Below are 26,134 nucleotides of genomic sequence, written 5' to 3' on the forward strand. Positions count from 1 at the left end.
CCGAGGATGCTCGACTACCGCAAGGGTGACCACGGCCCGTTCGTGCCCTACATCGGTGACTGGAGCGAGAACATCAAGTCCGGGAAGATCCAGAAAGCCCGAGCGCTGCCGGACGCGGGAGACGTTCCGGCACCGCTGCGCGACATCACGCGTGCCTGGGGGTACCCGTGTTGAGCGATACGATCACCGGCCATGGACTGGCTCGAGCGCACCGCGAAGCTGAGGCAGTGGACCAGAAGCGGGACGCGCGCGCCGCACAAGCCCCTCCTGCTGCTCTACGCCCTCGGCCAGTTCCAGGAGGACGCCGACCGTGAGCTGCGGTACAGCGCGGTGGAGGAAGACCTGCAGCGGCTGCTGACCGAGTATGGCCCGCCCAACAAGACGACACCCGCCTACCCGTTCCACCACCTGGTCAGCGACGGCGTATGGGAAGTACGTACGGACCGTGGGCCCGGCAGTCCAGGCAGTGGCCTGCGAGAGCTCCGCGAGTCGGGCGCCGCCGGACGACTCGCCCCGGAACTCAGAAATGCCCTGCGGCGCGAACCCCAACTGCTGCACCGCATAGCGCGATCACTGCTCGACCTGCACTTCCCTCCCTCGCTCCACACCGAGTTGTGCGAAGCCGTCGGCCTGGACCTGGAGCCGGCGGAGACCGGTCGGCTCTCCCCCGCGCGGAGGCAGCGTGACCGGCGGATGCGCGAACTGGTGCTGACGGCGTACGAGTACCAGTGCGCCTTCTGCGGCTATGACGGCCGGATCGGCGCTGTGCCGGTCGGGCTGGAGGCCGCTCATGTGCGGTGGTGGGCGTTCGACGGCCCCGACGACGTCGACAACGGACTGTGCCTGTGCTCGCTGCACCACAAGCTCTTCGACAAGGGTGTCCTCGGGGTCGACGACGGCCACCGCATCCTCGTCTCACAGCGATTCGTCGGCCACAGCCAGGCTTCCCGCGACCATGTCATAGCGCTTGCGGGCCGTCCGCTCGTCGGCCCACAGCCAGGCGCGCTCCCCGTCGCCGCCGGCCACCGCTCCTGGCACGCCGACCAGGTCTTCCACGGCGCTCCACGCCCTGCGACGCGGGCGTGAAGGCTCTGGTCACAGGGGCATGGGTCATAGGGTCAGAGGGCTGATCAACGCACCGAAGCGACGACCGGCTCCAACCTCCGCACGCGAATCCGGTCGCGCCGCACCAACGGCCGCTCGATGAGGACGTACGAGGCGAGTGCCGCCGCGACCGTCGCCGCGACGCCGGCGGGGAGCAGCCGGTCTCCGTCCACACCGAGGTCGGAGAGCAGCCGGATGACGGGGTAGTGCCACAGGTACAGCCCGTAGCTGAGGTTGCGCCCGACCCACGCCAGGGCGGGCACCGACAGCAGCCGGGAGGGCCACGCGTCCGGGCACAGGTCCACCGTGGCCACGACGACGGCCGACAGAACGGCGGCGGCCAGCAGTCCGACCGTGTACCACGCGGGGTTCCACCCGCTCGGTTCGGTGATCGGGAGCTGCCAGGCGATCAGCCCCAGCACCGCGAGCGCGGGCCAGCACAGCCGTTCCGCCCATCGGCGCAGCAGCGCCAGCCGGGGGTCGTCGGCGCGCAGTCGGGCCAGGACCAGCGCCAGCAGCGCCCCGGCGAGGAGCTGGTCGGCGCGGGTGTCGGGGCCGTTGTAGATGCGGTGCGCCGCCGTCGGATCCCAGAGCGCGAGCCGCCAGAGCACCGGCAGGACGCACAGTGCCGCGACCCAGACCAGGACCGTCCGCGCCGTCGTGTGCCGTAGCAGCACCAGCAGCAGAAGCGGCCAGGCCAGATAGAACTGCTCCTCCACCCCCAGGGACCAGGTGTGGCTGAGAGGCGCGGTGAGGTCGGAGTACGGCCCGGACTCCCCGGCACGTACGAGATTGACCACCGAGACCGCGGCCAGCGCCGCCGCCATCCACGCCCCGTCGAACAGCGGCAGCGGGAGCGCCACGGACAGCAGAGCGGTGACCGCGCACATCACCAGCATGGCCGGTCCCAGCCGCAGCCAACGCCGTCGGTAGAACGGCCCCAGGCCAATGCGACCGGTACGTGCGAACTCGGCGACCAGCAGCCGGGTGATGACGAAACCGCTGATCGTGAAGAAGACGTCCACCGCCACCGAGCCGCCGGGCACCCAGTTCGGCTCCACGTGATAGACGATCACCAACGCCACCGCGACCGTCCGCAATCCGTCCAGCCCCGCCACCCGCCCACCGCGCAGCGCCGACGAAAAGCCCCGCCCACCACCTCTTCGCCGTTCCGCCGACGACGGGACGAGCGGCGGCTGCGCCGCCTGCTCGCGGGGGCTCTGCTTGGTGTCCTCGTCTGCCGTGCTCGGATGGGGAATGCTCATGACGGCGGCGCCTGCCCAGTTACTCCGAGCTCACACAAATTCTCAGGTTCCCCACAGGATCAAGGCAGCTTTCCGGCCCCCTGAGCCAGGGGCGGCGTCCGCCCCCAATGTGGCGTCGGCGAGACTTGCCCGGTGGCAAGCACAGACGAGACCGGTCGGGCCGCCCCGCACCCATCTGCAACCGACACACCGCCCAGCCCACAGCCCGCCCCCGGGCAGGCCACCGGGTCGAATGCGCGCATGCCGCGCTGGCTGCCGCGCGCCATGGTGCTTGCGCTCACCCTCTTCGCCGTGTTCCAGCTGGGCAGTTGGGCCTTCCACCAACTCCTTGGCCTGCTGATCAACATCCTCATCGCGTTCTTCCTCGCCCTCGCGATCGAGCCCGCGGTGAGCCGGATGGCCTCGCGGGGCATGCGCAGGGGGTTGGCCACCTTCCTTGTCTTCCTCGGCCTCCTGGCTGTGACCATCGGCTTCGTCACCCTGCTCGGTTCCATGCTCGCCGAGCAGATCATCAAGATCGTCGAGGACTTCCCGGCCTACCTCGACTCAGTCATCAACTGGTCCAACACCCACCTCCACACCGACCTGAAGCGCGTGGACGTCCAGGAGGACCTGCTCCGCTCCGACTGGCTGCGCGACTACGTCCAGAACAGCGCGACCGGCGTCCTCGACGTGTCCGGCCAAGTCCTCGGCGGGCTCTTCCGGCTGCTGACGATCACGCTGTTCTCGTTCTACTTCGCCGCCGACGGCCCTCGACTGCGCCGAGCACTCTGCTCCGTACTACCGCCCGCCAAGCAGGCCGAGGTGCTCCGCGCATGGGAGATCGCCGTCAACAAGACCGGTGGCTACATCTATTCGCGCGGCCTGATGGCGCTCATCTCCGCCGTCGCGCACTACATCCTTCTCCAAGTGCTGGGCGTTCCGTACGCCCCCGTACTCGCCGTGTGGGTGGGCCTGGTCTCGCAGTTCATCCCCACCGTCGGCACCTACCTCGCAGGCGCCCTGCCGATGCTGATCGCCTTCACCGTCGATCCCTGGTACGCGCTGTGGGTGCTGATCTTCGTCGTGATCTACCAGCAGTTCGAGAACTACCTGCTCCAGCCCAAGCTGACTGCCAAGAACGTAGACATCCACCCCGCGGTCGCCTTCGGCTCCGTCATCGCCGGTACCGCCCTCCTCGGCGCCGTAGGCGCCCTGATCGCCATCCCCGCGGTCGCCACACTCCAGGCGTTCCTCGCGGCATACGTAAAGCGCTACGACGTCACCGACGACCCACGCGTCCACGGCCGCCGGACCGGAAGCTCCAGTTGGCGAAGGCTCGGAGGGAAGGCAACAGCAGAGCCACCAGAGGACTCCACCCCGACAGACGACGAGAAGGGCGAAGCGCCTCGCCGCACGGCCACTTCGGGCAGCTCGAAGTGAGTCCTCGAGGCTGCGCTGCAAGCGACATGCGTGCAGGTCAGAAGCCATCAGACCGTCCAAGCGCCGTCGCTTCCCAAGCTGAGGGTCTTCACGGCACCATGGGCTGACGGACCAGGGGGTGTCGTGGGGAGCACAGCCAGTAGCGTGAGTCGGCGTATGGCCTGGGTCGCCCTGCTGACGGTGTCTGGAGTGCTGCTCGTAGTCGTCGTAAGCACGATCTTCCTGGTGCCTCGTCTGCTCTACCCTCCCCTGAGTGCGGCGGATCTGCGCGGCGTTGGGAGTGCAAAGGCGCGCATCGAGCTGCAGCAAGCTCAGTCTCGCCTGGCCAACGACGCGCGATCAGCGATGCTTCAAAGCTGTGTTGGGCTTCTGGTGGTTCTTGGTGCTGCCGCCACTTGGCGTCAGGTTCACGTCAGCCGAGAGGGCCAAATCACTGAGCGCTTCACTCGGGCGGTGGACCAGATCGGCAGTAGTGACGTCAACGTCCGTATCGGCGGGATCTATGCACTTGAGCGCATCGCCAAAAACTCCCGCGCTGATCGTGACCCGATTCAGTTCCTTCTAGGCGCATTCGTTCGCGGCAGACTCACGTGGCTGGTCGGCTCTGCCGACGGACCGGAGCACCCAACCCCGTCAGTGAATGACCAACTGCCGGTGATGAACGTCCGTGCCCCCGATGTTCAGGCTGCCATGTGGGTATTGGAGCGCCGTTCCAGGACCCCGGATGATCCTGCGCTCTACCTGTCGCGGGTAGATCTGCGCGGCATATCTCTCCGTGATGCCCGATTGAGCCGGACCCTGTTGCGCCACTCCAACCTTGCTCGGGCTGCGCTGGCCGGCGCTCAACTCGATGGTTCTGACTTCACAGATGCCGACCTTCGGAGGGCGCTCCTCGATGGTGCGAGCCTCAAGGGCGCGAACCTCAGTCGTGCACACCTACAGGAGGCCAGTCTGCGCCGAGCTGACGTTCGCGGCGCGGATTTGCGTGGCGCCGACCTCAGTGGCGCGGTGCTTGACGAAACACTGCTGACCGGTGCGTATGCAGATGCGACGACAGTCTGGCCCACCGGCCTCAGTGCCGAGGCGCGCCGTGAACTGGGAATTCTCGACGACGATCGAAGCCCGTGACAGGAGCCCTCCTATCCGTCCTCTCGCATCGCACGGCGTTCCGGCATGCCTTGGAGTCGAACCCGGGAAGTGCGGAACGGGCAAGGGAAGCTGGTGCCAGCCGTTCGGCGCAGGCTCCCCCTACATGGTTGACGTGCGCAGTCAGTATCGGGCGATCATGATTCATGACTCGCGCTCTGTCGACACCGCCCGTCATCACCTCCGGCTTGCTCGCCGACGCTCCCCAACCCGTGCTCCCCGCCACCGGGGGCTTACAGCTGCGCCCCTGGGAGAAATCCAACGCACCCGTTTTCCTGTCTGCCTACCAGGACGATGAGATCCGCCGCTGGCATACGCGTCGCCCCTCTTCGCAGGCTCAGGTGCGGGAATGGTTCGACGCGTACCGCCAAGACTGGAAACGGGAGAAGGGCGGTCACTGGGCGATCACCCGCGACAGCGGCGAGGTGCTCGGCCGGATCGCACTGCGCGGCCTGGACTTCGACGACGGCATCGCAGGCGTGGCCTACTGGGTGCTCCCGGCCGCCCGTGGCGCCGGCGTGGCCTCGCGCGCCCTGGCGGTGCTCACCGCCTGGGCACTGACCGAGATCGGCTTCCACCGGTTGGAACTGGACCACTCGACCCGCAACCATCCCTCATGCAGGGTCGCCACCAAGTCCGGCTACCTCCTGGAAGGCACCAAACGCAGTGCCGCCGTGCACGACGACGGCCGACACGACATGCATCTGCATGCACGGATCCGCGGCGACTGAGCCTGCCCCGTCAACCATGAGGTTGCCGGCCCGGACCGTCGTCTGCTCGGCGACGCTGCGCTGCCCGCCGACCGACCGAGTGGGCGGTATTCATCAGGCTGGCCCGAACTCCCGCTCGTGTTCGGAGCGGTCGGCTGTCCGCTCCGCGCGTCGGGAGCGGGTGAGAGCGCGTCGGCCGAGGGCCATGGCGATCAAGCCCAGGGGGACGGCCCCGATGGCTCCCACCATCCCGTTGCCGGTGCCGGGACCGCCGCTGGAGGTGGCCAGATGCAGCACCGCGAGGGCGATGCCGACCAGCCCCACCGCCATGGCTGAGACAGCGCCGGTGCGTGCGTTGCCGGTGCTGATACGGCCGGGGACGCGGGCCAGGGTCAGCCAGCCGAGGGCCACGCCGATCAGGCCCACTCCGAGGGCCAGGTTGGCCCCGGTCCGTCCGTCGCCGATGACTCCGCCCTCGGCGGCCACCATCAGGGCATCTGCTGCGTTCATGCCGCTCTCCTCCTTCTGCGTGCTTGTTGCGTGCTTCCTGCGTGGTGAAGTGCGAGGTTCGCTGTGCCTTGAGCGTGCCTGCCGACCGCGCCTCCGGTCGTCCGGCGGGCGCGGTCTCTTCGGGCTGCCGTCGACGTGGCAGTCGACTGCCACGGATGCGGCAGGCGGTGGGCGGATACCGCGGGTGCGGTAGCCGACCGCTCGTCCGCGGGCGGGACTCGCCCGCGGCGGCGCCGGGCTAGGGTGCGCGCATGGACACAGGGCGTTTTCGTGTCCCGGCCGGTGCCATGGACTGGGCGATCGCCGTCAGCGTGGCGGCACTGCTGCTGGGCACCGGGTTGTCCGGGCAGCACCCGACCGGGGAGCGCGAGCTGCTCGGCTCCGTGCTGCTGGCGGCCGGTGGTCTGGCGCTGGTCGCACGTCGCAGGGCTCCGATTGCCGTACTGGCCGTCACCGGCCTGTGCGCGGTGGGCTACGAGGCGGCGGGTTTTGAGGTGCTGGCTGTCTCTTACCTGGTCGCGGTGTACGGCGCCGTACGAGCCGGGCACCGGGCCCTGACGCTGGCGGCATCCGTGGCCCTGCTCGTCGTCCTCCCCCTCACGGCCCTCGTCTTCCGCGAGGGGCCCGCGCGCGAGGCGTTCTCACAGGCCCGGAACGTACTAGAGATCGCCTGGCTCATCGCCGCCTTCGCCGCCGGTGAGGCGCTGCGGCAGGCCGAGCGGCGGGCGGACGAAGCCGAGCGCACCCGGGAGGAGACCGCGCGGCGCCGCGCCGACGAGGAGCGGCTGCACATCGCGCGGGAACTGCACGATTCACTCACCCACCAGATCTCGATCATCAAGGTGCAGTCCGAGGTCGCCGTCCACGTGGCCCGCAGGCGGGGCGAACAGGTGCCGGAGACCCTGCTGGCGATCCAGGCGGCCGGCCGTGAGGCGACCCGGGAGCTGCGCGCGACCCTGGAGGCCCTGCGCGACGACGACACGACCCCGCCGCAGGGCCTCGACCACGTACCGGAACTGGTGGAGCGCGCCCGTTCGATGGGCCTCGACGCGACGCTGACGATCGAAGGGCAACGGCACGACGTGCCGGCCGCGGTGGGCCGTACCGCCTACCGCATCGTCCAGGAGGCGCTGACCAACACCGCCCGGCACGCCGGTGCGACGACCGCGGCGGTCCGGATCGAATACCGGCCCGACGCCCTTGCCGTCCAGGTGGACGACGACGGCAAGGCCACCCCCGATGACGCCCCGGCCCCGGGCCTCGGGCTGCTCGGCATGCGCGAACGCGTCACCGCCCTCGGCGGCCGACTGCGCGCCGAACCACTCACCGAGCACGGCTTCACCGTCCAGGCCGAACTCCCCGTGGAACGAGGATCATGATCCGTGTCCTGCTGGTCGACGACCAGCCGCTCATCCGCAGCGGTTTCCGCGCGCTGCTCGACCTCGAGGACGACATCGAGGTGGTGGCCGAGGCCGCGAACGGCGCGGAGGGCTTGGCACTCCTCCAGGAGCATCTGCCGGACGTCGCGCTCATCGACATCCAGATGCCGGTCATGGACGGCATCGAGGCAACCCGGCGCATCGCCGCGGACCCCGCCCTGGCCGGTGTGCACGTCGTCATGCTGACCAACTACGGCATGGACGAGTACGTCTTCGAAGCACTGCGCGCCGGTGCCGCCGGGTTCCTGGTCAAGGACATCGTGCCGGAGGACCTTCTGCACGCCGTACGGGTCGCCGCCCGCGGCGACGCCCTGCTCGCCCCGTCCCTCACCCGCAAGCTGATCCACCGGTACGTAACCCAGCCCCTCCCCACCACCGGCGCCGCGCTTACGGAGCTGACCGGCCGGGAACGCGAAGCGGTCGCCCTGGTCGCACAGGGCCTGTCCAACGACCAGATCGCCGACCGCATGGTGATCAGCCCAATGACCGCGAAGACCCACATCAACCGAGCGATGACCAAACTCCACACCCGCGACCGCGCCCAACTCGTCGTCCTCGCCTACGAGTCCGGCCTGGTCACCCCGCGCAACCACTGACCTCCGCGCACCGGTCGCCGACTTCACGGCGGCGGATACGGGATCAGGTGACCGAGTGGCACCGGCAGAACACGCCGGGGCCGGCTCGCGTTGGGTGCCGCGCGGGCGGCGGCTTCCTCTTCCGCCTGGCGGCCGGGCTGCAAGTACTGCATACGGCTGTGACCGGTACACGAACAGGCTCAGCCACCGCGCCTCCAGCGGTCGGATCGGACGTCACGGTATATCCGACCGTCACGATGACGAGGGTTTCCGTCCGCCCGTTCAGCCAAGGGGGTACGGGCGCATGAAGCGGCAGCAAGTGAACAGGTTGTTTACAACGGCTAGTTGACATTAAGTCGTGCGCATCTCATCCTCATCTCATGCCCTCGACTCCTGATCAGCAGGCCGATCTCTTCACGCCTCCGCAGCCGGAGCAGGCGCGAGCACACCGCGTCTACGCGTCCCTGTTTCGCATCGCCGAACGCCATGCGACCACTGACAAGCAACGCCACCGACAGGTTCACCCTTCGGTCATCGGACCGCACGAGGCCGTCAGGCTTGTGTCGTTTCTGCTCAGCGGAGCCGCACAGCCCGATGACGGCGAACCGGAGGTGGACCACGCTGATATCACCGCTGCATTGAGCCTCGTCCCACTGGTTCGCGGGGAGATGGACGAATTGGAAACCGGACTCCTCCAGATGGCACGGGGCCGCGGCATGACCTGGCAGCAGATCGCTTTCGGACTCGGGCTTGGCACTCCGCAAGCCGCCAGGCAGCGATACGAACGACTGGCCAGCCGCGCCACAGCCGATACGGACGGCTCGGAGTAGAAGGACTCTCCCGGACTCGCTCGCCTGGGGTGTCGGGCAACAGCCCCTCCCGGCTGATCACCGTCGTGGGACGCTGCCGCCGTGAACACGCTCCCCTCCCCGCCGCATGGGTCACCGCGGACGAGGCTTACGGGCAGGACTGGCACTGGCGCCGCCTGCTCGAACAACTCGACCTCAGCTACGTCGTCGCCGTGCCCAAGTCCCAACAGATCAAGTCAGCTGTCCTGCGGCAACGGAGTGAAGGGCGCGCGCGTCTACGACTGGGCCGCCGCCAAACTGCCCGCCAACCTGATCTTCGACCCCGATCCTCCACCCGCCACCGCTGGGTGATGGCCCGCCGCAGCCTGTCCGACCCCGGCGAACTGGCCTACTGCCTCGCCTACGCGCCCGTGGGCGTCGAGATCGCCGAGTTGGTCCGGATCGCCGGCTCCCGCTGGGCGATCGAGGAGTGCTTCCAGGCCGCGAAGAATGAATGCGGCCTGGATCAGTACGAGGTCCGCCGCTACATCGGCTGGTATCGGCACATAACCCTGGCGGCGACGCCACACAGGGGGCAGCAGAAACGGATCAGCCCTCGTCCCATTCACCGTGGTGGAGATCCGGCGACTCCTGGACGCTCTCCTGCCCCGCCCACGAGCCCACCGCAACACCGTCAATCGCACACTGAAGTGGTCGGCCTGGAGAAGACGCCACCAACCTGCTGGAGTACTTGAGGGGAACAAAGCGATAACAGCAGGCAACTGGAAGGGGGTTGGTGAGGTCTAGTCCGCCATGAAGATCTCTTTCCTGATTCACAACGCCTACGGCATCGGAGGCACGATCACCACGACCTTCAATCTGGCCCAGGCACTGGCCGCGCGGCACGATGTGGAGGTCGTCTCGGTGTTGCGGCATAGGGAACGTCCGAACTTCGCCCTGGACCCGAGGGTTTCCTTGCGGCCGCTGGTGGACTTGCGGGAGGCAAAGGAACATCCACTGCATCTGAGACCCGCGAGAGTGTTCCCGGCCTCCGAGTACCGCTACCGGCAGTACAGCGAGTTGACCGATCAGCGGATCGGTGAGTGGCTGACAGCGACCGACGCCGACGTGGTCATCGGCACTCGACCGGGGCTCAACGTACATCTCGCGTTGCAGGCCCCGCGCCATGTCGTCCGCGTCGGGCAGGAGCACCTCACGCTCGACAACCACTCACCGTGGCTGCGCACCGCGTTGCGCCGGGCCTACCGCCGGCTCGATGTGCTCACCACGGTCACGGAGGCGGACGCTGCCGCGTACCGGCGCAAGATGCGGTTGCCGGGCGTCAGAGTGGAGGTGCTTCCCAACAGCGTTCCCGATCCGGTGCTGCCTGCCGCGGACGGCACCGCGAAAGTGGTGGTGGCGGCCGGGCGGCTGGTTCCGGTGAAGCGTTACGACCTGCTCGTCGAGGCGTTCGCCCGGGTCGCCGCCAAGCACCCGGACTGGCAGCTGCGGATTTACGGAAAGGGGGAGGAGCAGGCCCGGCTGCGGCAGCTCATCCAGAGCCTGGGCTTGTGCGACAACGTCTTTCTGATGGGTGCGGCCGCACCCATGGAGGCGGAGTGGGTCAAGGGCTCGATCGGCGCGGCCGCGTCCAACTTCGAGCCGTTCGGCATGACCCTCGTCGAGGCGATGCGCTGCGGACTGCCCGTGGTGAGCACCGACTGCCCGCACGGACCCGGCGAGATCATCAAGGACGGGGTCGACGGCCGGCTGGTGCCGGTCGGGGACCGCGACGCGCTGGGCGACGCTCTGCTGGAGCTCGTCGGTGACGACGAGGGGCGCCGACGGATGGGCCGTACGGCCATGGAGAACGCGCGACGCTTCGCCCCGGCCCCCGTCGTGGAGCAGGCCGAGCACCTGATCGGCGAGGCGATATCGGCGAGAAGGGCAGGGCGGCCGGTCACACCGGAACCCGGCCGGATACATCGCGCCCTGATCACCCGGGGCTTCGCCGCGCGCGACGCCGCCCATGCCGCGGCCGGCAGTGCGCTGCGCACCGTACGGAGGGGACGGCGATGAACAGGGAACCGGGCACGACACAGGACACACAGCACCGTGCCGACTGCACGGCCGACGTGGATGGCCGAATTACCTTTGACCTTCCACCACTTGAGAAACCAGCCTCCCAGTCGGCCCAGTTGCTGCTGCGGCTGCGCCCCAAGAAGGGACAGCCCGAGGAAACCCTTCGCGTCCTCGATGTCGAAGCGGTGGACAACGGCGGCCGGCGCGCCGTCCTGGAGTCGCAGCCCCCTCTCGCCGAGGGACGGTGGGACGTGTACCTTCTCCCCGAACCGGGAGCGCCGCGACAGCGGCTCCGCCCCGGTCTGCGGGACCTGCGAGCCCTCGTCGACGGACACACCCGTGACTGGCCGTCGCCGGTGGCGGTGCGGGTTCCGTACACCACCAAGGATGGCTATCTCGCTGTACGGGCCTGGTTGCGCACTGCCCATGCCGAGGTCGAGGGCATCGACGTGACGGGCCGGTCGATGACGGTCAGGGGGCGGCTGCATGGCGCCACGCTCTCCGCGGGAGCCGTCGTACATCTGCGTGCCAGGGGTCCCAAGGGCGCTGTACGGACCCGGGAGCCACAGGCCGAGAGCTCCGGCCGGCGCTTCTCCTTCACCGTGGACCACGAAGAGTTGGTCGCCGCCGACGCCATCGGAACCCGCGTCTGGGACATCAGCGTTCAGGCTCGACCTGCGGAGGGATCCCCTCTCATCCGTGTCGGTCGCCTGCTTGACGACGTGGCGGACCGCAAGGAGATCTTCGTGTATCCGTCGGCTGCGGTCGGCGGTGTCGCCGTGCGTCCTTACTACACGGTCGACAACGACCTCTCCGTGGAGGTGACAGCCGCCGAGTGACCGCGCCGCCCCGGTGCCACCCCCGTCAATCGAAGGCACTCAGCTCGCGGCGCTCCCGCATCACCGTGTAGCCGCCGGCGATTTGCCCACTTGCTGGCGCATGCGCGAGAGATACCCGTCTCAGCGGCGACGTGGGCAATCCTCTCGAAGTCAGACGACGGCAGGCGCGACACCTATCGTGCGCGCCTGCCGCATTGCGGCCTTTCAGCCCTTCGGTGCGACGCGGATACGGTTCCCGTCAGGATCGGCTGCGAGGAAGGTAAGCCCGAACCCCGCATCATGAGGCTCGCGCAGGATCGTGACCCCGTTGGACTTCCACTGTTCAAAGGTCGCGTTGAGCTCGTCGGGTCGTCCACCGTCAATGGCCAGGCAAACCTCACTGGTGCGCGGGACGTCCGGTGACAGATCCTCGAACTGGCCAGACCACAGACCGAGGTCTGCCCCTGGCCCGAGGTCGAAGGTGATGTATCCCGGAGTCTCGAACGAGGGGCTCATGCCGAGGAGGTCGCCGTAGAAGCGAGCTGCGGCGGGAGCGTCGTTCACGTAGACGATGGACACGACGGATGTGGTCATGGTTGTTCCTTCTCACAGGTGGTAGGTACGCATCCACCAGCCTGACCGGGATATGCGCCGCATCGTGTCGCAATTCCTGAAAAAATTGGTGTGTGACCCCAGACCGCTTCTTCACCCTGATGCTGCTCCTCACATCGAGGGATGCCGTGACCACACAGGAACTCGCCTCAGCACTCGGGGTGTCCCTTCGCACCATCACCCGAGATCTGAACTGGCTCCGCGACGCCGGTCTGCCGGTGACCGCACACCGGGGCCGCCTCGGAGGCGTGACCATGCTGCCCGGATCCGGACTCGACCTCACGCGCCTCACACCGGGCGAGCGTGATCATCTGTCGCTCACCGGGCTGGATGAGAAGCAACGTGCGGAGCTCAACGCATCGGTCGAAAGCCGGCGCGCGCTCTCCAAGATCGCCACTACACAGCCACGTCGAGTTCATGAGCTCCTGCCGCTCACCGACGTAGTGCACGTGGACAGCCGCCCCTGGCGTCAGGCACCAGCTTCCGGCACGACTCCGGCTTCGCTGATCGGCGCAGTGCGGCGAGGTCGCCGGCTACGGATCGAGTACGACAGCCCACGCGAGTCATGCCCACGCGACCTGGTCGTGGATCCCTACGGGCTGTTCGCCAAGGCCGGCATCTGGTACCTCGTCGCCGACTGTGCCCGAGTGCCACGGATGTACCGACTCGAACGGATCACGTCGTGGACAGAAGTAGACCAGCCACGACGGATCCGCGAGAGCCAGACCCTGGCCACCGTCGCTGCGGCGCTCATTGCTCAGTGGGAAAACAACCACGCGATAGAGGTCAGCGCCACCATCGACCAGGCCCAGATCGAGCGGGCGCAACGGATCTTTGGCCTACGACTCGTCCGGGACGACCATGAAGAATCCGCCACCGGCCTCAAGGTGACGATCCGCTTCCTGCATCTGGAGGACGTGCGAGCACTACTGCCGTTCGGGAGCGCCATCACTGTGCACGGCCCCACCGAAGCCAGGGCTCACCTCCGCGACCTCGCCACCAACCTTGCCCACCACTATGCGCCGTCACCAACCGTCGCCGCATCGCACCGAAGCCGACACGGCTGACGGGCAGGTCACCGAGGGTCCAGGTGCCGGCGGCCTGCGGGGCGGCGTCAGCAGTAGAGGTTGCCGCCGGGCGAGACGCCGAGGATCGAGGTGAAGCGGTTGTAGTTGTTGACGCGGCTCTGCACCTGGGCCGGGTTCTTGCCGTCGCACTCCAGGGAGCCGTTGATGGAGCGGATCGTCTGGCCGAAGCCGGCCTGGTTGACCATGGCGTTGTGCGGGGTCATGGTGCCGGGACCGGTCTGGGTGTTCCAGTACCACAGGCCGGTCTTCCAGGCCACGGCCGCGTCGTTCTGCACCAGCCAGGGGTTGTTCAGCAGATCCAGACCGAGCGCGTCACCGGCGGCCTTGTAGTTGAAGTTCCAGGACAGCTGGATCGGGCCGCGCCCGTAGTAGGCGGCCTGGCCGGCCGGGCAGCCGTACCACTGGCTCCAGTCGCAGTAGTGCGGGTAGTTGGCCTGGTTCTGCTCGACGATGTGGACCAGCCCGCCGGTCTCGTGGCTGACGTTGGCGAGGAAGGCGGCGGCCTCCTGCTTCTTCACCGTGTCGCTGCCGGTGTTGGCGAAGCCCGGGTAGGCGCTCAGCGCGGCGGTCAGGCCACCGTACGTGTAGAACGAATTCCGGTTCGGGAACATCTGGTTGAACTGCGCCTCGCTCACCACGAAGGTGGCGGCGGGCGTGTCCGAGCCGTTGTCACAGGCGTACGGCTCCCAGTACCAGGTGCTGATGATCGGGTCGTAGCCCGGGTTGGCGTGCTCGGCGATGTACGCCTTGCCGTCGGTGTAGCGGACGATGTCTCCGGCGTTGTACGACCGTCCGGCCGTCCAACTCGGGTAGCTGGAGCAGGCGGCGGCGGACGCCTCGGCGGCCGGGAGGAGCACCGGCACGCTGCCGGCGAGGGCGAGAACAGTCAGTACGGCGGAGATGCGGCGCCTCGACACAGGATCAACTCCTTTGCGAAGCACGGCCGACCCCGACAAGGCGGGGCGGGGCGGAGCCTTGAGCGCACGTGCCGGCGGGGCCGGCCACGGCGTGGGGGCGGCCGTGGTGGGGGGTGGGGAGCCACACTCAACCGCATTGGTCTGTACCAGTCAAGGGTGTAGACCAGTCAACTCCCCTGGCGCTCCTCGCCGCTCAGCCCCGCCGTTCCTGAACGGTCAGCTCACCGGCTTCCGCAGGATCGCCTTGCGATGGCTGAACGTGGGCGGACGCGTCGAGCGTCGCCGCCAGCCTCCCCAACAGCGCCTGCAGCAACTCGCCGTCCCCTTCGTCGACGAGGGCCGGCCAGTCGACGCGGACCGCCCGGTCGACGCGCCGCCAGTACTCGAGTCCGCGCGGGGTGAGGTGGGCGAGGATGCGCCGACGGTCGAGCGGGTCGACGCGCCGGTGGACGAAGTTCTGGTCGACGAGCTGATCGACCAGCTTGGTCAGCGTCGGCGGCGGCAGAAACGCTGCCTCCGCGATCGCCGTCATGTGATGCCCCTGCCCGTCCGCGAGCAGCGCGAGCACCCGCCAGGCATCCAGCGAGCAGCCCTCCTTCTCCAGAACGGCCTGCAGCCGCCGCGCGGCCAGCCGCTCGGCCCGCGTCAGCAGCTGCATCAGATCATGAGGCTGACGTGCAGCGGAGGTAGGCATCCTGCTCCTAGGTCACCGGGTGCGTACATCGTATGAGACGGACTGGAGTTCGCCAGGGCGACCCGGAATCATGACGCCATGTTCCCGCCCGATCCCCCCGCACCCGACTGGTTCACCGCCGATGACTCCACACTCGGCGTGGCCCTGGTCTTTCCGTTGCAGGGGCCGGCCGGGATGTTCGGGCCGACGTGTGAGCTGTGTGCGCGGCTGGCCGCGGAGGAGGTCAACCGGGCGGGCGGGGTGCTCGGCAGGGAGCTCAAGTTGCTGCCGGTCGACGGGGGCGCGGCGCCGCGCGAGATCGCCGACCACCTCGAGGCACTGGTGGACCTGGGCGTCGTCCAGGGCGTCACGGGCTGGCACATCTCCTCGGTGCGGCAGGCGCTGGCGCCGAGGATCGCCCATCGGGTGCCGTACGTCTACACCGCGCTCTACGAGGGCGGCGAGCACACCTCCGGCGTCTTCCTGACGAGTGAGACGCCGCGCGACCAACTGCGGCCCGCGATGGGTCTGTTGGCGCACGAGCGGCGGGTGCGGCGCTGGTTCGTGGTCGGCAACGACTATGTGTGGCCCAGGCGTACGGCACGGGCGGCCCGTGCGTACGCGCGGGACTGTGGCTCAAGCATCGGCGGTGAGGTCTATCTCCCGCTCGGCACCCACGACTTCGAGCCGGTACTGCGGCGGATCGAGCACTCGGACGCGGACGGCGTGCTGATGCTGCTGGTCGGCAGCGACGCGGTGCGCTTCAACCGGGCGTTCGCGGCCTACGGTCTCGACGCCCGCTGCCTGCGGCTGAGCACCCTGATGGACGAGAACATGCTGATGGCGAGCGGCCCTTCGGCCACCGCCGATCTCTACAGCACGGCCGGGTTCTTCGCCTCGCTGGCCAACCAGGACACGCTCGACTTCCACGGGCAGTACGCGGGCCGGTACGGCGTCGAGGCGCCCGCGCTCGGCAGTCTCGGCGAATCCTGTTACGAGGGCGTGCTGTTGCTCGCCGCGCTGCTCAAGCAGGCCGGGACGCTGGACGTGTCCGCGATCGGCGCGGCCGCCGACACCGTGTCGTACGAGGGCCCGCGCGGGCTGCTGCATCTGCGCGGCAGCCATGTGCGGCAGCGGATCTACCTGGCGCGCGCGGACGGGCTCGACTTCGACGTGCTCACGGAGCTCGATCTTCACGGTTCCCGCCCTTGACATGCCCGCGCCCCCACCAAGATACTTCCCACAGAAACTAATTAGAATGCCTCGGGCGAATTGTGAATTCGGCTTCTCAATGCCGGTCACGTTTCCTCGGGGCGTTTTTTGTTGCCTCGGGGAAAGTCTGGTGAAACATCGTGGAAACAGGGTGACTTGAGGCTGTGGACCGCTTCGGGAGGTTGCCTCCCGCCATCCCCGAGGGGGTTCTTTTGTCCACGGTTTCACTTGTTCTCCGACGTCGTTTCATCGCCGGCGGCGCCGCGCTCGCAGCGGTCGTGGCGCTTTCCGCGTGCGGTGCGAAGACCGACGCGGCCGGTTCCACCGACGAGGCGGCGAAGGCCGACGTCAGCGGTGACACGGTCAAGGTCGGTCTGCTCAACTCGCTCTCCGGCACCATGGCGATCAGCGAGGTGACCGTACGCGACTCGCTGAAGCTGGCGATCGACGAGATCAACGCCTCCGGCGGTGTGCTCGGCAAGAAGATCCAGCCGATCAGCGAGGACGGCGCCTCCGACTGGCCCACCTTCGCCGAGAAGGCGCAGAAGCTGATCAAGGAGGACCGGGTCGCGGCCACCTTCGGCTGCTGGACCTCCGCCAGCCGCAAGGCGGTCAAGCCGGTCTTCGAGAAGAACAAGTCCCTGCTGTTCTACCCGGTGCAGTACGAGGGCCTCGAGCAGTCCCCGTACATCTTCTACACGGGCGCGACGACCAATCAGCAGATCGTCCCGGCGCTCGACTACTTGAAGAGCAAGGGCCTCAAGAAGATCTACCTGGTCGGCAGCGACTACGTCTTCCCGCGCACCGCCAACAAGGAGATCAGCGCGTACGCGAAGGCCAACGGCATGACGATCCTCGGCGAGGACTACGCGCCGCTGGGCTCCACAGAGTTCAGCACGATCGCCAACAAGGTGAAGGCGTCGAAGGCCGACGCCGTCTTCAACACCCTCAACGGCGACTCGAACGTGGCCTTCTTCAAGGAGTACAAGTCGGCCGGTCTGACCGCGAAGTCCATGCCGGTCGTGTCGGTGTCGATCGCCGAGGAGGAGGTCAAGTCGATCGGCGCCCAGTACCTCGCGGGCCAGCTGACGGCGTGGAACTACTACCAGACCACCGCCGGCGCGGCGAACACGAAGTTCGTGAAGGCGTACAAGACCAAGTACGGCCAGGACAAGCCGACCAGTGACCCGATGGAGGCCGCGTACACCTCGGTCTATCTGTGGAAGGCGATGGTCGAGAAGGCGAAGTCCTTCGACCCGGAGAAGGTGAAGGCGGCCTCCGACGGCATCACCTTCGACGCGCCCGAGGGCAAGGTCACCGTCGACGGCGCCAGCCAGCACATCTACAAGACCGCCCGCATCGGCGAGATCGGCACCGACGGACTGATCAAGGAGGTGTGGAACTCCGGCAAGCCCATCAAGCCGGACCCGTACCTCAAGGGCTACTCCTGGGCCTCCGGCCTGTCCTGACCGACCGTCACCGTCCGTGGGCCCTGAGAGGGGCCCACGGCCGCCGTCTCCCGGAGCCGCCGTATGACCGTGATCCTCGGTCAGACCTTCACCGGCATCAGCATCGGTGCCGTCCTGCTGCTCATCGCGCTCGGCCTGTCGCTCACCTTCGGCCAGATGAACGTCATCAACATGGCCCACGGCGAGTTCATCATGGCGGGCGCCTACACAACGTATGTCCTGCAGAAGTCCATTGCCGGTGCGGGAATTTCGCTGTTGGTCGCGCTTCCCGTCGCTTTTCTCGTCTCGGGAGCGCTCGGCGCTCTTCTGGAATGGCTGCTGATACGCCGCCTGTATCTGCGGCCACTTGACACACTTCTCGTCACGTGGGGCGTCTCGCTGATGCTTCAGCAGCTCGCCCGTGACATTTTCGGGGCGCCGAATGTGCAGACCCGTGCGCCGGACTGGCTGACCGGCAACATCACGGTCATCGGCGGCGACGATCCGCTCACCTTCGCCAACAGCCGCCTGTTCATTCTGGCGTTGGCGATCGCGGCGGTGGTCGCGCTGTCGCTGACGCTGCGGCTGACCCCGCTGGGCCGCCGGATCAGGGCCGTCGTGCAGAACCGGGATCTCGCGGAGGTGTCCGGCATCTCCACGTCCCGCGTCGACCGCACCGCCTTCTTCATCGGCTCCGGGCTCGCGGGTGTCGCCGGAGTGGCGCTGACGCTGGTCGGTCCGATCGGGCCGACGATGGGCACCAACATCATCATCGACGCCTTCCTGGTGATCGTGGTCGGCGGCATCGGACAGCTCAAGGGCAGTGTGATCGTCGCCTTCGTGCTGGGCGCGCTGCAGTCGGTGCTGGAGTACTCCACCACCGTGAGCGTCGCCAAGGTGCTGGTGCTCGTGGCCATCGTCGCCTTCCTCCAGTGGCGGCCCCAGGGGCTGTACACACTGCGGACGAGGAGTCTCGTATGACCGTTCTCAAAGGGCGCGCCCGGACGTTGGCCGGCTTCGCGGGAGCCGCCGCCCTGCTCTTCGCCGTCGCCCCGCTCGCCCTCTCCGACTTCCGGCTCGGCCTGCTCGCCAAGTACCTGTGCACGGCGATGGTCGCCGTCGGCATCTGCCTGGCGTGGGGCCGCGGTGGCCTGCTCACGCTCGGCCAGGGTGTCTTCTTCGGACTCGGCGGCTACGCCATGGCGATGCATCTGAAGATCGCCGACGCGGGGCCGGGCAACCTGCCCGACTTCATGGGGCTGTACGGCACCGCGACCGAACTGCCCTGGTGGTGGCAGCCGTTCGCGAACCCCGTCTTCGCGCTCGCCGCGACCGTGCTGCTGCCGATGGCCGTCGCGGCGATCCTGGGCCTGTTCATCTTCCGCCGCCGGGTGAAGGGCGCCTACTTCGCGATCCTCAGCCAGGCCCTCGCCGCCGCCTTCGCCATCTGGCTGATCGGCCAGCAGGCCACGACCGGCGGCACCAACGGACTCACCGACATCCAGGGCTTCTTCGGCTACGACCTCGACGACCCGCTCAACCAGCGGACCGTGTACTTCATCATCGCCGCCTCCCTGCTCGCCCTGATCGCGATCGCCCGCCAGCTGATCCACAGCCGTTATGGCGAACTCCTCGTCGCCGTAAGGGACTCGGAGGAGCGGGTGCGCTTCCTCGGGTACAACCCGGCGAACGTGAAGCTCGTCGCGTACGTCGTCGCGGCCGGCATGGCGGGCCTCGCGGGCGCGCTGTTCGTCCCCGCCGTCGGCATCATCTCGCCCGCGATGATCGGCATCGTGCCGTCCATCGAGTTCGTGATCGGCGCGGCGGTCGGCGGCCGGGCCAGCCTGGTCGGCGCGGTGCTGGGCGCGGTCGGTGTGGCCTGGGCCAAGACGGCGCTGTCGGAGGAGTTCCCGGCGGGCTGGACCTACTTCCAGGGGCTGCTGTTCATCGTGGCGCTGGCGTTCCTGCCGGGCGGTCTCGCCTCGCTGGCGGGCGTGGTGCGACGGCGCCGCAAGGCTGTCCAGCAGACGCCCGCCCTTCCTGTGGGAGAAGCGGCATGAGCGAGCTGTCAGGACTGGAGATACGTCAACTGCGGGTGTCCTTCGACGGGTTCACTGCCGTGGACGGCGTGGACCTGGAGGTGCGGCCGGGCGATCTGCGGTTCCTCATCGGGCCGAACGGCGCGGGCAAGACGACGCTCGTGGACGCCGTCACCGGTCTGGTGAAGGCGGAGGGCTCGGTGCTGTTCGGCGGCGCGGAACTGCTCGGTCGGAGCGTGCACAGGATCGCCCGGTCGGGGATCGGCCGTACGTTTCAGACGGCCACCGTCTTCGAGGAGTTGACGGTGCTGCAGAACCTGGACATCGCGGCGGGCGCGGGCCGCAGCGCGTGGACCATGCTGCGGCGCCGCAAGGACGTGCCGGAATCCGTCGCGCGGGCACTGGAGACGGTCGGGCTCGCCGACCTCGCGGACTCCCCCGCCGGGACGCTCGCACACGGGCAGAAGCAGTGGCTGGAGATCGGCATGCTGCTCGTGCAGGACGTACGGCTGCTGCTGCTCGACGAGCCGGTCGCCGGGATGAGTCACGACGAACGGCAGTCCACCGGCGAGCTGTTGGAGCGGATCAGCGAGGAGCGGACCGTCGTCGTCATCGAGCACGACATGGACTTCATGCGGTCCTTCGCGCGCAGCGTGAGCGTGCTGCACGCCGGCAAGGTGCTCAGCGAGGGCACGGTGGCCGAAGTGCAGGCCGATCCCAAGGTGCAGGAGGTGTACCTCGGGCACAACGCGACCGAGGACGCCGCAGCCGTCGTACAGGAGGCGTGATGCTCGAGATCGACGACGTCCACGTCGGCTACCACCGCAGCACCGTCCTGCACGGCGTCTCCGTGGACGTCCCGAAGGACGGCGTAGCCGCCGTGCTCGGGCACAACGGCGCGGGCAAGAGCACGCTGCTGCGCGCGGCGGTCGGGCTGCTGACCCCGGCCGGCGGCACCGTCCGGCTCGACGGCGAGGACATCACGCGCCGCAAGCCGCACGAGCGGGTCGCGCGCGGGATGGCGTACGTCCCGCAGGGCCAGCAGGCGTTCCCGCATCTGACGACCGCAGAGAACCTCCAGTTGGTCGCCGACGGACGCAAGCGGGGGAAGGCGGCGGTCGCCGAGGCGCTGGACCTGTTCCCGGCACTGCGCACGCTGTCGAACCGCCGCGCGGGCCTGCTGTCGGGCGGTCAGCGACAGCAACTGGCCATCGCTCGCGCCCTGGTGACGGAGCCTCGGATCCTGCTCCTGGATGAGCCGACCGAGGGCATCCAGCCGTCGGTGGTCGCGGAGATCGAGGAGACGATCCTGGCGCTGGCCGCTCGGGGCGGGCTGTCGGTGCTGCTGGTCGAGCAGCACGTCGGCTTCGCGATGCGGGCGGCGCAGCGCTACTACGTCCTGGAGGCGGGACGTGTCACCTCGTCCGGCGAGGGCGGCAAGGACGCGGAGGCGTCGGTGCGGGAGGCGTTGAGCGTGTGATCACAGGGCCCGCCGGACGCGTTCCAGATACGCGCGTTCGGCCGGGTTCTCGCTGAGCTCGATCGCCGCTTCGTACGCGGCGAGCGCTTCGGCGGTGCGGTCCAGGCGGCGCAGCAGGTCGGCCCGTACGGCGTGGAAGACGTGGTAGCGCTCCAGGTCGAGGGTGTCGACGAGGGCGAGCGCCGCCGCGGGGCCGGTCACCTCGGCGACCGCGACGGCTCGGTTGAGGGCCACGACCGGGCTGGGGACCAGTGCCATCAGCTGGTCGTACAGCTGCAGGATCTGGCTCCAGTCGGTGGCGTCGACGGTGGGCGCGTCGCTGTGCACGGCCTGGATCGCGGCCTGGATCTGATAGGGGCCCGGCTGGTTCCGGCGCAGACAGCGGCGGACCAGTGTCTGTCCCTCCGTGATCAGGTCACGGTCCCAGCGGTCTCGGTCCTGCTCGGGCAGCGGCACCAGCGCACCGGCTTCGTCCTGCCGGGCGGCCCGGCGCGACTCGATCAGCAGCATCAGGGCGAGCAGGCCGGTGACCTCGGGCTCGTCCGGCATCAGCTCGGCCAGCAGCCGACCCAGGCGTACGGCCTCGGCGCACAGCTCGGGTGAACCCTCGTACCCCTCGTTGAAGATCAGGTAGACGACGGCCAGAACGCCGTTCAGCCGGTCGGGAAGGTCGGCGTCGCGGGGCACCCGGTACGGGATCCGGGCGTCCCGGATCTTCGCCTTGGCCCGGACCAGGCGCTGGGCCATGGTCGGCTCGGGGACGAGGAAGGCGCGGGCGATCCGGTCGGTGCTGAGCCCGCCGAGCAGCCGGAGTGTGAGGGCGACCTGAGCCTGGAGCGCCAGCGCCGGGTGGCAGCAGGTGAAGATGAGGCGGAGCCGGTCGTCACGCACGGGTCCCTCCTCGGCCGGTGTGTCGGGGGCGTGCAGCAGAGCGGCATCGGCGTGGCGGGCTTCCCGGGAGGATTCGCGGCGCAGCCGGTCGATCGCCCGGTTGCGGGCGGTGGTGACGATCCACCCGGCGGGGCTGGGCGGGACGCCGGTCTCCGGCCACCGCTGTACGGCCGTGGTGAACGCGTCCTGGACCGCTTCCTCGGCGAGGTCGATGTCGCCGAGGAAGCGGACGAGGACGGAGACCGCGCGGCCGTACTCCGCGCGGAAGACGGCCTCTACATCAGGAGCCATCAGTCCTCGGGTTCGTGCATGAAGGGGCGCACCTCGATCGGCAGCGTGGTCGCCAGCGCCGCCTTGCGCCCCCACTCCAGGGCCATGTCCAGGTCGGGTGCCTTGATCAGACAGATGCCGCCGAGCATCTCCTTGCCCTCGGCGTACGGGCCGTCGGTGACCAGGACGTCGCCGTCGCGAGGCCGCAGCACGGTGGAGGACTCCGGGCCGTGCAGTCCCCCGGCGAACACCCAGGCGCCCGCCGCACGCAGTTCCTGGTGGAAGACATCGAGCCTCTTGCCGATCTCGGCGAGGATCTCCGGGGCGGGCGGCTCCCCCACCGGTTGCATCACGCTGAGCAGGTAGTACTTCATGACGGCCTCCCAGGCGTCGTGGCGTTCTCTCACCTCCTACACGAACGGCAGGCCCCCGGATCGACACCCCGCGCCACGACACCGGAAGAATCTTGTCCATGACCACCACATCCCACCCGCTCGTCGCCCGTGCCCGACAGCTCGCCGCCGAGGTCCTGGCGCCTGAGGCGGAGCGCGTCGACCGGGAAGACGTGCCGATGAGCCATATCGAGGCGGTCAAGCGGTCCGGGCTGCTCGGGGTGAGCGCGCCCGAGCAGTACGGCGGCTCGGCCGCGCCCGCCGCGGTGGCCCGGGAGATCGCGGAGGTCCTGGCCGGGGCGTGCTGCTCGACCTGGTTCGTGCAGACCCAGCACTACACGCCGGTGAAACTCCTCGCCGACTCCCGACTGCCCGTCCGGGAGCGGCTGCTCAGCCCCCTGGCGACCGGGGAACTGCTCGCCGGGATCGCCTACGCGCACGTCCGCGCCTTCCCGCGGATCCCGGTGCGGGCCACCGCCGAGCGCGGCGGCTGGCGCTTCGACGGCACCGTGCCCTGGTACACCGGCTGGGGGCTCAACGACGTGATGCTGCTCGCCGGTGTCACGGACGCGGGCGAGGTGGTGTTCGCGTTCACCGAGGCACGCGAGCAGCCCGGGCTGCACCCGTCGGACCCGATGCGGCTCGCGGCACTCACCGCCGCCCGCACCGTGTCGTTGCGGCTGACCGGGCTGTGGCTGCCCGACGAGGCGGTGGTGCTCCGCACGCCACACGAGAAGTTCGCGCAGATCGACCTGCCCCGCGCCGCCAACACCAACCCGGCCGTCTTCGGAATCGCGTACGCGGCACTCGCCCTGCTCGACGCGGATACGGAGACGGCATCCGCTCTGCGCGCCCGCCTCGACGAGGTGCGTTCCGAGGCGTACGCCCTCGCCGACCACCCCGTGCCCCACGAGCACGTCGAGGAACGGCTGGCCCTCAAGACACGGGCGTACGACCTGATGCGCGCCGCGACGACCGCCGCGATCGTCGCCGGAGGCGGACGCGCCATGGACCTGCGCAGCCCGGCCCAACGGCTGGCGCGCGAGGGGATGTTCCTGCTGGTGCAGGGGCAGACGGCCGGGGTGCGCAAGGCGCACCTCGACCGGCTGGCCCGCTGAGGTTCAGCTCGCGAACGGCACCTGCGCCGGAGAGGCCGCCTGTTCTCCGTACGGATGCCGCCACAGCCCCCGCCCCGCGAGCCGGGGCAGGACGCCCTCGCCGAACCAGTACGCCTCCTCCAGGTGCGGATAGCCCGAGAGGACGAACTCGTCGATGCCCAGGGCGTGGTACTCCTCGATGCGCGCCACGACCTCGTCGTGGCTGCCGACCAGGGCGGTGCCCGCTCCGCCGCGCACGAGCCCGATCCCGGCCCACAGGTTGGGGTGGATCTCCAGACCGTCCCGGCTCCCGCCGTGCAGCGCGAGCATCCGCTGCTGCCCTTCGGACTCGCTGCGGCCCAGCCCGGCCTGGACGGCCCGCACGGTCTCCGCGTCGAAGCCCTCCAGGAGCCGGTTCGCCTCCGCCCAGGCCTGCGCGGAGGTGTCACGGGTGATGACGTGCAGCCGGATACCGAAGCGCAGTGTGCGGCCCTGCTCGGCGGCCAGTCCCCTGATCCAGGCGATCTTCTCGGCCACCTGGGCAGGCGGCTCGCCCCAGGTGAGGTACACGTCGGCGTGCCGGGCCGCGATCTCGCCGGCGACGGGCGAGGAGCCGCCGAAGTACACCTCGGGAACGGGATCCGGCACGCGGGCCAGCTTGGCGTCCTCGACGTGAAGGAACTCGCCGTCCAGATCGACGGTCTTGCCGTCCCACAACTCCCGTACGATCCGCAGGAATTCACCGGTACGGCGATAACGGGCGTCCTTGTCGAGGAAGTCGCCGTAGGCCCGCTGCTCCTGACTCTCGCCGCCGGTGACGACGTTGAGGAGCAGCCGTCCGCCGCTCTGCCGCTGGAAGGTCGACGCCATCTGCGCGGCGAGCGTGGGCGAGACGAAGCCAGGCCGGAAGGCGACCAGGAATTTCAGGCGCTCGGTGTTCTGGCTGACCATCGCGGTGGTCAGCCAGGCGTCCTCGCACCAGGCGCCGGTCGGCGTGAGCGCGCCGACGAAGCCCAAGTCCTCGGCGGCGCGGGCGATCTGGCTCAGATAGCCGACGGTCGGCGGCCGGTCCCGTCCGGATGCGGTGGCGGGAGAGCCATGGCCGCCGCCGACGACATGACGGCTGTCGCCGTTGGTGGGCAGGAACCAGTGGAACGTGAGGGACACCGGGATCTCCGATCAGAGCAGGCCGAGGTGCTGGAGCTACGGAATGCTTTCGGGCACGCCGAATTCAATGAGTGCGCGAGCAGGGAGAATTCAGGCGAGAAAAGAAGAAAGCGCGGCGGATCGCAGGGAGGCGATCAGGCCGCGGCGCAACAGGAGGCGCTGGAGACGCGCGCGAGGTCGACATGGCGTCGCCGCGTGAGGTCCAGTCGCATCATCATGTTCTCGATCGTGGCAGCCGCTCGTCGAGGCCGTCAAGGTAAACCCGACCGTTCTCGTATCGCGGCCATTGAATTTCACGAACGTGTCGGCCGATGGGGCGCGATCATTCACCGCCCGCTCGCCGGCGACGCGAGCCGGGTTGCCACAGCGTTGCCGCAGCCCAGACCACTACACATAAAGAAGAAATAAGCGCAGAATGGGTGTGCGCGGCGCTTACCGCACACCGCACCAGACGCGGTCAGGCCTGTGAAGTCAAAGGAGACGAGTCATGGCCAACGTCTCGCCCACCAGAGGTGACATAACCAGCCACCCTGATGCAACCGAAATGCGGGATCGCTACGCCCGTATGCTCGGCGGTCGCGATGTGGCGCTCGTGGACGGACCGGTGTTCCTGCTCGGTCTGTACTGCGCTGTATCCCCCTGGATAGTCCACTACACGACCAGCCAGCCCGATCTTGTGCCCCACAACCTGGTGATCGGCATCGCGATCGGCCTGCTGGCTCTCGGATTCACCCGCGCTCCGGAACGCATGTACGGCCTGAGCTGGGCCTTCTGCGCGCTCGGCGTGTGGATGATCGTCTCGCCGTGGATCGTGGGCGACAGCCCCGATGCCGGCGTCGTGTGGAACAACATCATCATCGGCGCCCTGGCCGTGATCCTCGGGCTGACGTGCGCCGGTACGGCGGCGAGGAGCGCCCCGAGGCCATAGACACCGCAAGGAAGGACGAGTATCCGGCCGGTCCGCGTCACGCGGACCGGCCTTCCCCTGC

28 protein-coding genes and 1 pseudogene are annotated in these 26,134 nt (G+C 68.8%); 19 read left to right on the plus strand and 10 right to left on the minus strand.

From position 1 onward, the window contains the following. The first annotated feature begins 192 nt into the window (after window positions 1-192). Window positions 193-1,086 carry a phosphorothioated DNA-binding restriction endonuclease gene (locus AB0I98_RS42885; protein ID WP_362951462.1) on the plus strand — a complete coding sequence of 298 codons (894 nt, stop codon included), beginning with the start codon at window positions 193-195 and terminating at the stop codon, window positions 1,084-1,086. A gap of 44 nt (window positions 1,087-1,130) precedes the next feature. On the opposite strand, the gene AB0I98_RS42890 is transcribed toward AB0I98_RS42885, so the two are convergent. After that, window positions 1,131-2,369 carry an acyltransferase gene (locus tag AB0I98_RS42890; RefSeq protein ID WP_362951463.1) on the minus strand — a complete coding sequence of 413 codons (1,239 nt, stop codon included), beginning with the start codon at window positions 2,367-2,369 and terminating at the stop codon, window positions 1,131-1,133. Between the two features lie 240 nt (window positions 2,370-2,609). Between AB0I98_RS42890 and AB0I98_RS42895 the strand changes: the two genes are divergently transcribed. The 3 genes from AB0I98_RS42895 (at window position 2,610) to AB0I98_RS42905 (ending at window position 5,668) form a co-directional block, all read left to right on the plus strand. Then, on the plus strand, window positions 2,610-3,791 hold the full coding sequence (locus tag AB0I98_RS42895) for an AI-2E family transporter (RefSeq protein ID WP_362951464.1): 1,182 nt from the start codon (window positions 2,610-2,612) through the stop codon (window positions 3,789-3,791). Between the two features lie 156 nt (window positions 3,792-3,947). After that, entirely contained in the window at window positions 3,948-4,919 is a 972-nt protein-coding gene (locus AB0I98_RS42900; protein WP_362951465.1) for a pentapeptide repeat-containing protein, read from the plus strand. 164 nt (window positions 4,920-5,083) lie between these two features. Beyond that, window positions 5,084-5,668 (plus strand): GNAT family N-acetyltransferase, encoded by a 585-nt coding sequence (locus tag AB0I98_RS42905; protein WP_362951466.1) that lies wholly within the window; start codon window positions 5,084-5,086, stop codon window positions 5,666-5,668. Between the two features lie 93 nt (window positions 5,669-5,761). Here the strand turns inward: AB0I98_RS42905 and AB0I98_RS42910 are convergent, their stop codons facing one another. Continuing rightward, window positions 5,762-6,157: a DUF6223 family protein gene (locus AB0I98_RS42910; protein ID WP_362951468.1), complete on the minus strand. Its 396-nt coding sequence runs from the start codon at window positions 6,155-6,157 to the stop codon at window positions 5,762-5,764. A 251-nt stretch (window positions 6,158-6,408) separates the two neighbouring features. On the opposite strand from AB0I98_RS42910, the gene AB0I98_RS42915 reads away from it, so the two are divergent. The 6 genes from AB0I98_RS42915 to AB0I98_RS42940 all read left to right on the plus strand — a co-directional run bounded on the left by AB0I98_RS42915 (window position 6,409) and on the right by AB0I98_RS42940 (window position 11,880). Further along, window positions 6,409-7,536 (plus strand): sensor histidine kinase, encoded by a 1,128-nt coding sequence (locus tag AB0I98_RS42915; protein ID WP_362951469.1) that lies wholly within the window; start codon window positions 6,409-6,411, stop codon window positions 7,534-7,536. Beyond that, window positions 7,533-8,192 (plus strand): response regulator transcription factor, encoded by a 660-nt coding sequence (locus AB0I98_RS42920; protein WP_362951470.1) that lies wholly within the window; start codon window positions 7,533-7,535, stop codon window positions 8,190-8,192. Before AB0I98_RS42915 ends, AB0I98_RS42920 begins: the two co-directional genes overlap by 4 nt. A 359-nt stretch (window positions 8,193-8,551) precedes the next feature. After that, entirely contained in the window at window positions 8,552-9,001 is a 450-nt protein-coding gene (locus tag AB0I98_RS42925) for a DNA-binding protein (protein ID WP_362951472.1), read from the plus strand. Window positions 9,002-9,030: 29 nt separating this feature from the next. Beyond that, the gene (locus AB0I98_RS42930; RefSeq protein ID WP_362951473.1) at window positions 9,031-9,714 is read left to right on the plus strand and encodes a transposase; all 684 of its coding nucleotides are present in this window, start codon (window positions 9,031-9,033) and stop codon (window positions 9,712-9,714) included. Between the two features lie 58 nt (window positions 9,715-9,772). Then, a complete protein-coding gene (locus AB0I98_RS42935; protein ID WP_362951474.1) occupies window positions 9,773-11,038 on the plus strand; it encodes a glycosyltransferase family 4 protein in 1,266 nt (421 codons plus the stop codon). Beyond that, on the plus strand, window positions 11,035-11,880 hold the full coding sequence (locus AB0I98_RS42940; RefSeq protein WP_362951475.1) for a transferase: 846 nt from the start codon (window positions 11,035-11,037) through the stop codon (window positions 11,878-11,880). The genes AB0I98_RS42935 and AB0I98_RS42940 overlap by 4 nt, the downstream gene beginning before the upstream one ends. A 53-nt stretch (window positions 11,881-11,933) precedes the next feature. Here AB0I98_RS42940 and AB0I98_RS42945 read toward each other — a convergent pair. Together AB0I98_RS42945 and AB0I98_RS42950 are read right to left on the minus strand one after the other, a co-directional pair. Continuing rightward, window positions 11,934-12,020, minus strand: a pseudogene (locus AB0I98_RS42945) (leucine zipper domain-containing protein); the annotation flags it as partial. Between the two features lie 64 nt (window positions 12,021-12,084). Continuing rightward, window positions 12,085-12,453: a VOC family protein gene (locus AB0I98_RS42950; RefSeq protein ID WP_362951476.1), complete on the minus strand. Its 369-nt coding sequence runs from the start codon at window positions 12,451-12,453 to the stop codon at window positions 12,085-12,087. A gap of 92 nt (window positions 12,454-12,545) precedes the next feature. On the opposite strand from AB0I98_RS42950, the gene AB0I98_RS42955 reads away from it, so the two are divergent. After that, on the plus strand, window positions 12,546-13,538 hold the full coding sequence (locus AB0I98_RS42955) for a WYL domain-containing protein (RefSeq protein ID WP_362951477.1): 993 nt from the start codon (window positions 12,546-12,548) through the stop codon (window positions 13,536-13,538). 47 nt (window positions 13,539-13,585) lie between these two features. Here the strand turns inward: AB0I98_RS42955 and AB0I98_RS42960 are convergent, their stop codons facing one another. Together AB0I98_RS42960 and AB0I98_RS42965 are read right to left on the minus strand one after the other, a co-directional pair. After that, window positions 13,586-14,476, minus strand: coding sequence for a glycoside hydrolase family 19 protein (locus AB0I98_RS42960; RefSeq protein WP_362951478.1), 891 nt, complete (start codon window positions 14,474-14,476; stop codon window positions 13,586-13,588). A gap of 193 nt (window positions 14,477-14,669) precedes the next feature. Then, window positions 14,670-15,170 carry a MarR family transcriptional regulator gene (locus tag AB0I98_RS42965; RefSeq protein WP_362951480.1) on the minus strand — a complete coding sequence of 167 codons (501 nt, stop codon included), beginning with the start codon at window positions 15,168-15,170 and terminating at the stop codon, window positions 14,670-14,672. A gap of 78 nt (window positions 15,171-15,248) precedes the next feature. On the opposite strand from AB0I98_RS42965, the gene AB0I98_RS42970 reads away from it, so the two are divergent. The 6 genes from AB0I98_RS42970 (at window position 15,249) to urtE (ending at window position 21,328) form a co-directional block, all read left to right on the plus strand. Then, complete coding sequence (locus AB0I98_RS42970; protein WP_362951482.1) at window positions 15,249-16,361, plus strand: substrate-binding domain-containing protein; 1,113 nt, start codon at window positions 15,249-15,251, stop codon at window positions 16,359-16,361. Between the two features lie 212 nt (window positions 16,362-16,573). Beyond that, entirely contained in the window at window positions 16,574-17,830 is a 1,257-nt protein-coding gene (gene urtA, locus AB0I98_RS42975; protein WP_362951483.1) for an urea ABC transporter substrate-binding protein, read from the plus strand. A 63-nt stretch (window positions 17,831-17,893) separates the two neighbouring features. After that, window positions 17,894-18,790 (plus strand): urea ABC transporter permease subunit UrtB, encoded by an 897-nt coding sequence (gene urtB, locus AB0I98_RS42980; RefSeq protein WP_362951485.1) that lies wholly within the window; start codon window positions 17,894-17,896, stop codon window positions 18,788-18,790. Next, on the plus strand, window positions 18,787-19,869 hold the full coding sequence (gene urtC, locus AB0I98_RS42985; RefSeq protein WP_362951486.1) for an urea ABC transporter permease subunit UrtC: 1,083 nt from the start codon (window positions 18,787-18,789) through the stop codon (window positions 19,867-19,869). The genes urtB and urtC overlap by 4 nt, the downstream gene beginning before the upstream one ends. Beyond that, the gene (urtD, locus tag AB0I98_RS42990) at window positions 19,866-20,636 is read left to right on the plus strand and encodes an urea ABC transporter ATP-binding protein UrtD (RefSeq protein ID WP_362951488.1); all 771 of its coding nucleotides are present in this window, start codon (window positions 19,866-19,868) and stop codon (window positions 20,634-20,636) included. Before urtC ends, urtD begins: the two co-directional genes overlap by 4 nt. Next, window positions 20,636-21,328, plus strand: coding sequence for an urea ABC transporter ATP-binding subunit UrtE (gene urtE, locus AB0I98_RS42995; protein ID WP_362951489.1), 693 nt, complete (start codon window positions 20,636-20,638; stop codon window positions 21,326-21,328). Before urtD ends, urtE begins: the two co-directional genes overlap by 1 nt. Here urtE and AB0I98_RS43000 read toward each other — a convergent pair whose 3' ends face one another. Both AB0I98_RS43000 and AB0I98_RS43005 read right to left on the minus strand, forming a co-directional pair. Then, entirely contained in the window at window positions 21,329-22,510 is a 1,182-nt protein-coding gene (locus tag AB0I98_RS43000; protein ID WP_362951491.1) for an RNA polymerase sigma factor, read from the minus strand. Next, on the minus strand, window positions 22,510-22,863 hold the full coding sequence (locus AB0I98_RS43005) for a YciI family protein (protein ID WP_362951508.1): 354 nt from the start codon (window positions 22,861-22,863) through the stop codon (window positions 22,510-22,512). Before AB0I98_RS43005 ends, AB0I98_RS43000 begins: the two co-directional genes overlap by 1 nt. 98 nt (window positions 22,864-22,961) lie before the next feature. Here AB0I98_RS43005 and AB0I98_RS43010 point away from each other — a divergent pair, with 98 nt between their 5' ends. Beyond that, window positions 22,962-23,999: an acyl-CoA dehydrogenase family protein gene (locus tag AB0I98_RS43010; RefSeq protein WP_362951492.1), complete on the plus strand. Its 1,038-nt coding sequence runs from the start codon at window positions 22,962-22,964 to the stop codon at window positions 23,997-23,999. Window positions 24,000-24,002: 3 nt separating this feature from the next. Here AB0I98_RS43010 and AB0I98_RS43015 read toward each other — a convergent pair whose 3' ends face one another. Continuing rightward, window positions 24,003-25,145 (minus strand): LLM class flavin-dependent oxidoreductase, encoded by a 1,143-nt coding sequence (locus AB0I98_RS43015; protein WP_362951493.1) that lies wholly within the window; start codon window positions 25,143-25,145, stop codon window positions 24,003-24,005. A gap of 134 nt (window positions 25,146-25,279) precedes the next feature. Further along, on the minus strand, window positions 25,280-25,363 hold the full coding sequence (locus AB0I98_RS43020; RefSeq protein WP_353693630.1) for a putative leader peptide: 84 nt from the start codon (window positions 25,361-25,363) through the stop codon (window positions 25,280-25,282). Window positions 25,364-25,632: 269 nt separating this feature from the next. On the opposite strand from AB0I98_RS43020, the gene AB0I98_RS43025 reads away from it, so the two are divergent. After that, complete coding sequence (locus AB0I98_RS43025) at window positions 25,633-26,073, plus strand: SPW repeat protein (protein ID WP_362951494.1); 441 nt, start codon at window positions 25,633-25,635, stop codon at window positions 26,071-26,073. Window positions 26,074-26,134: the final 61 nt, after the last annotated feature.

The sequence above is a fragment of the Streptomyces sp. NPDC050211 genome, assembly GCF_040656035.1.
Taxonomy (GTDB): Bacteria; Actinomycetota; Actinomycetes; order Streptomycetales; family Streptomycetaceae; genus Streptomyces.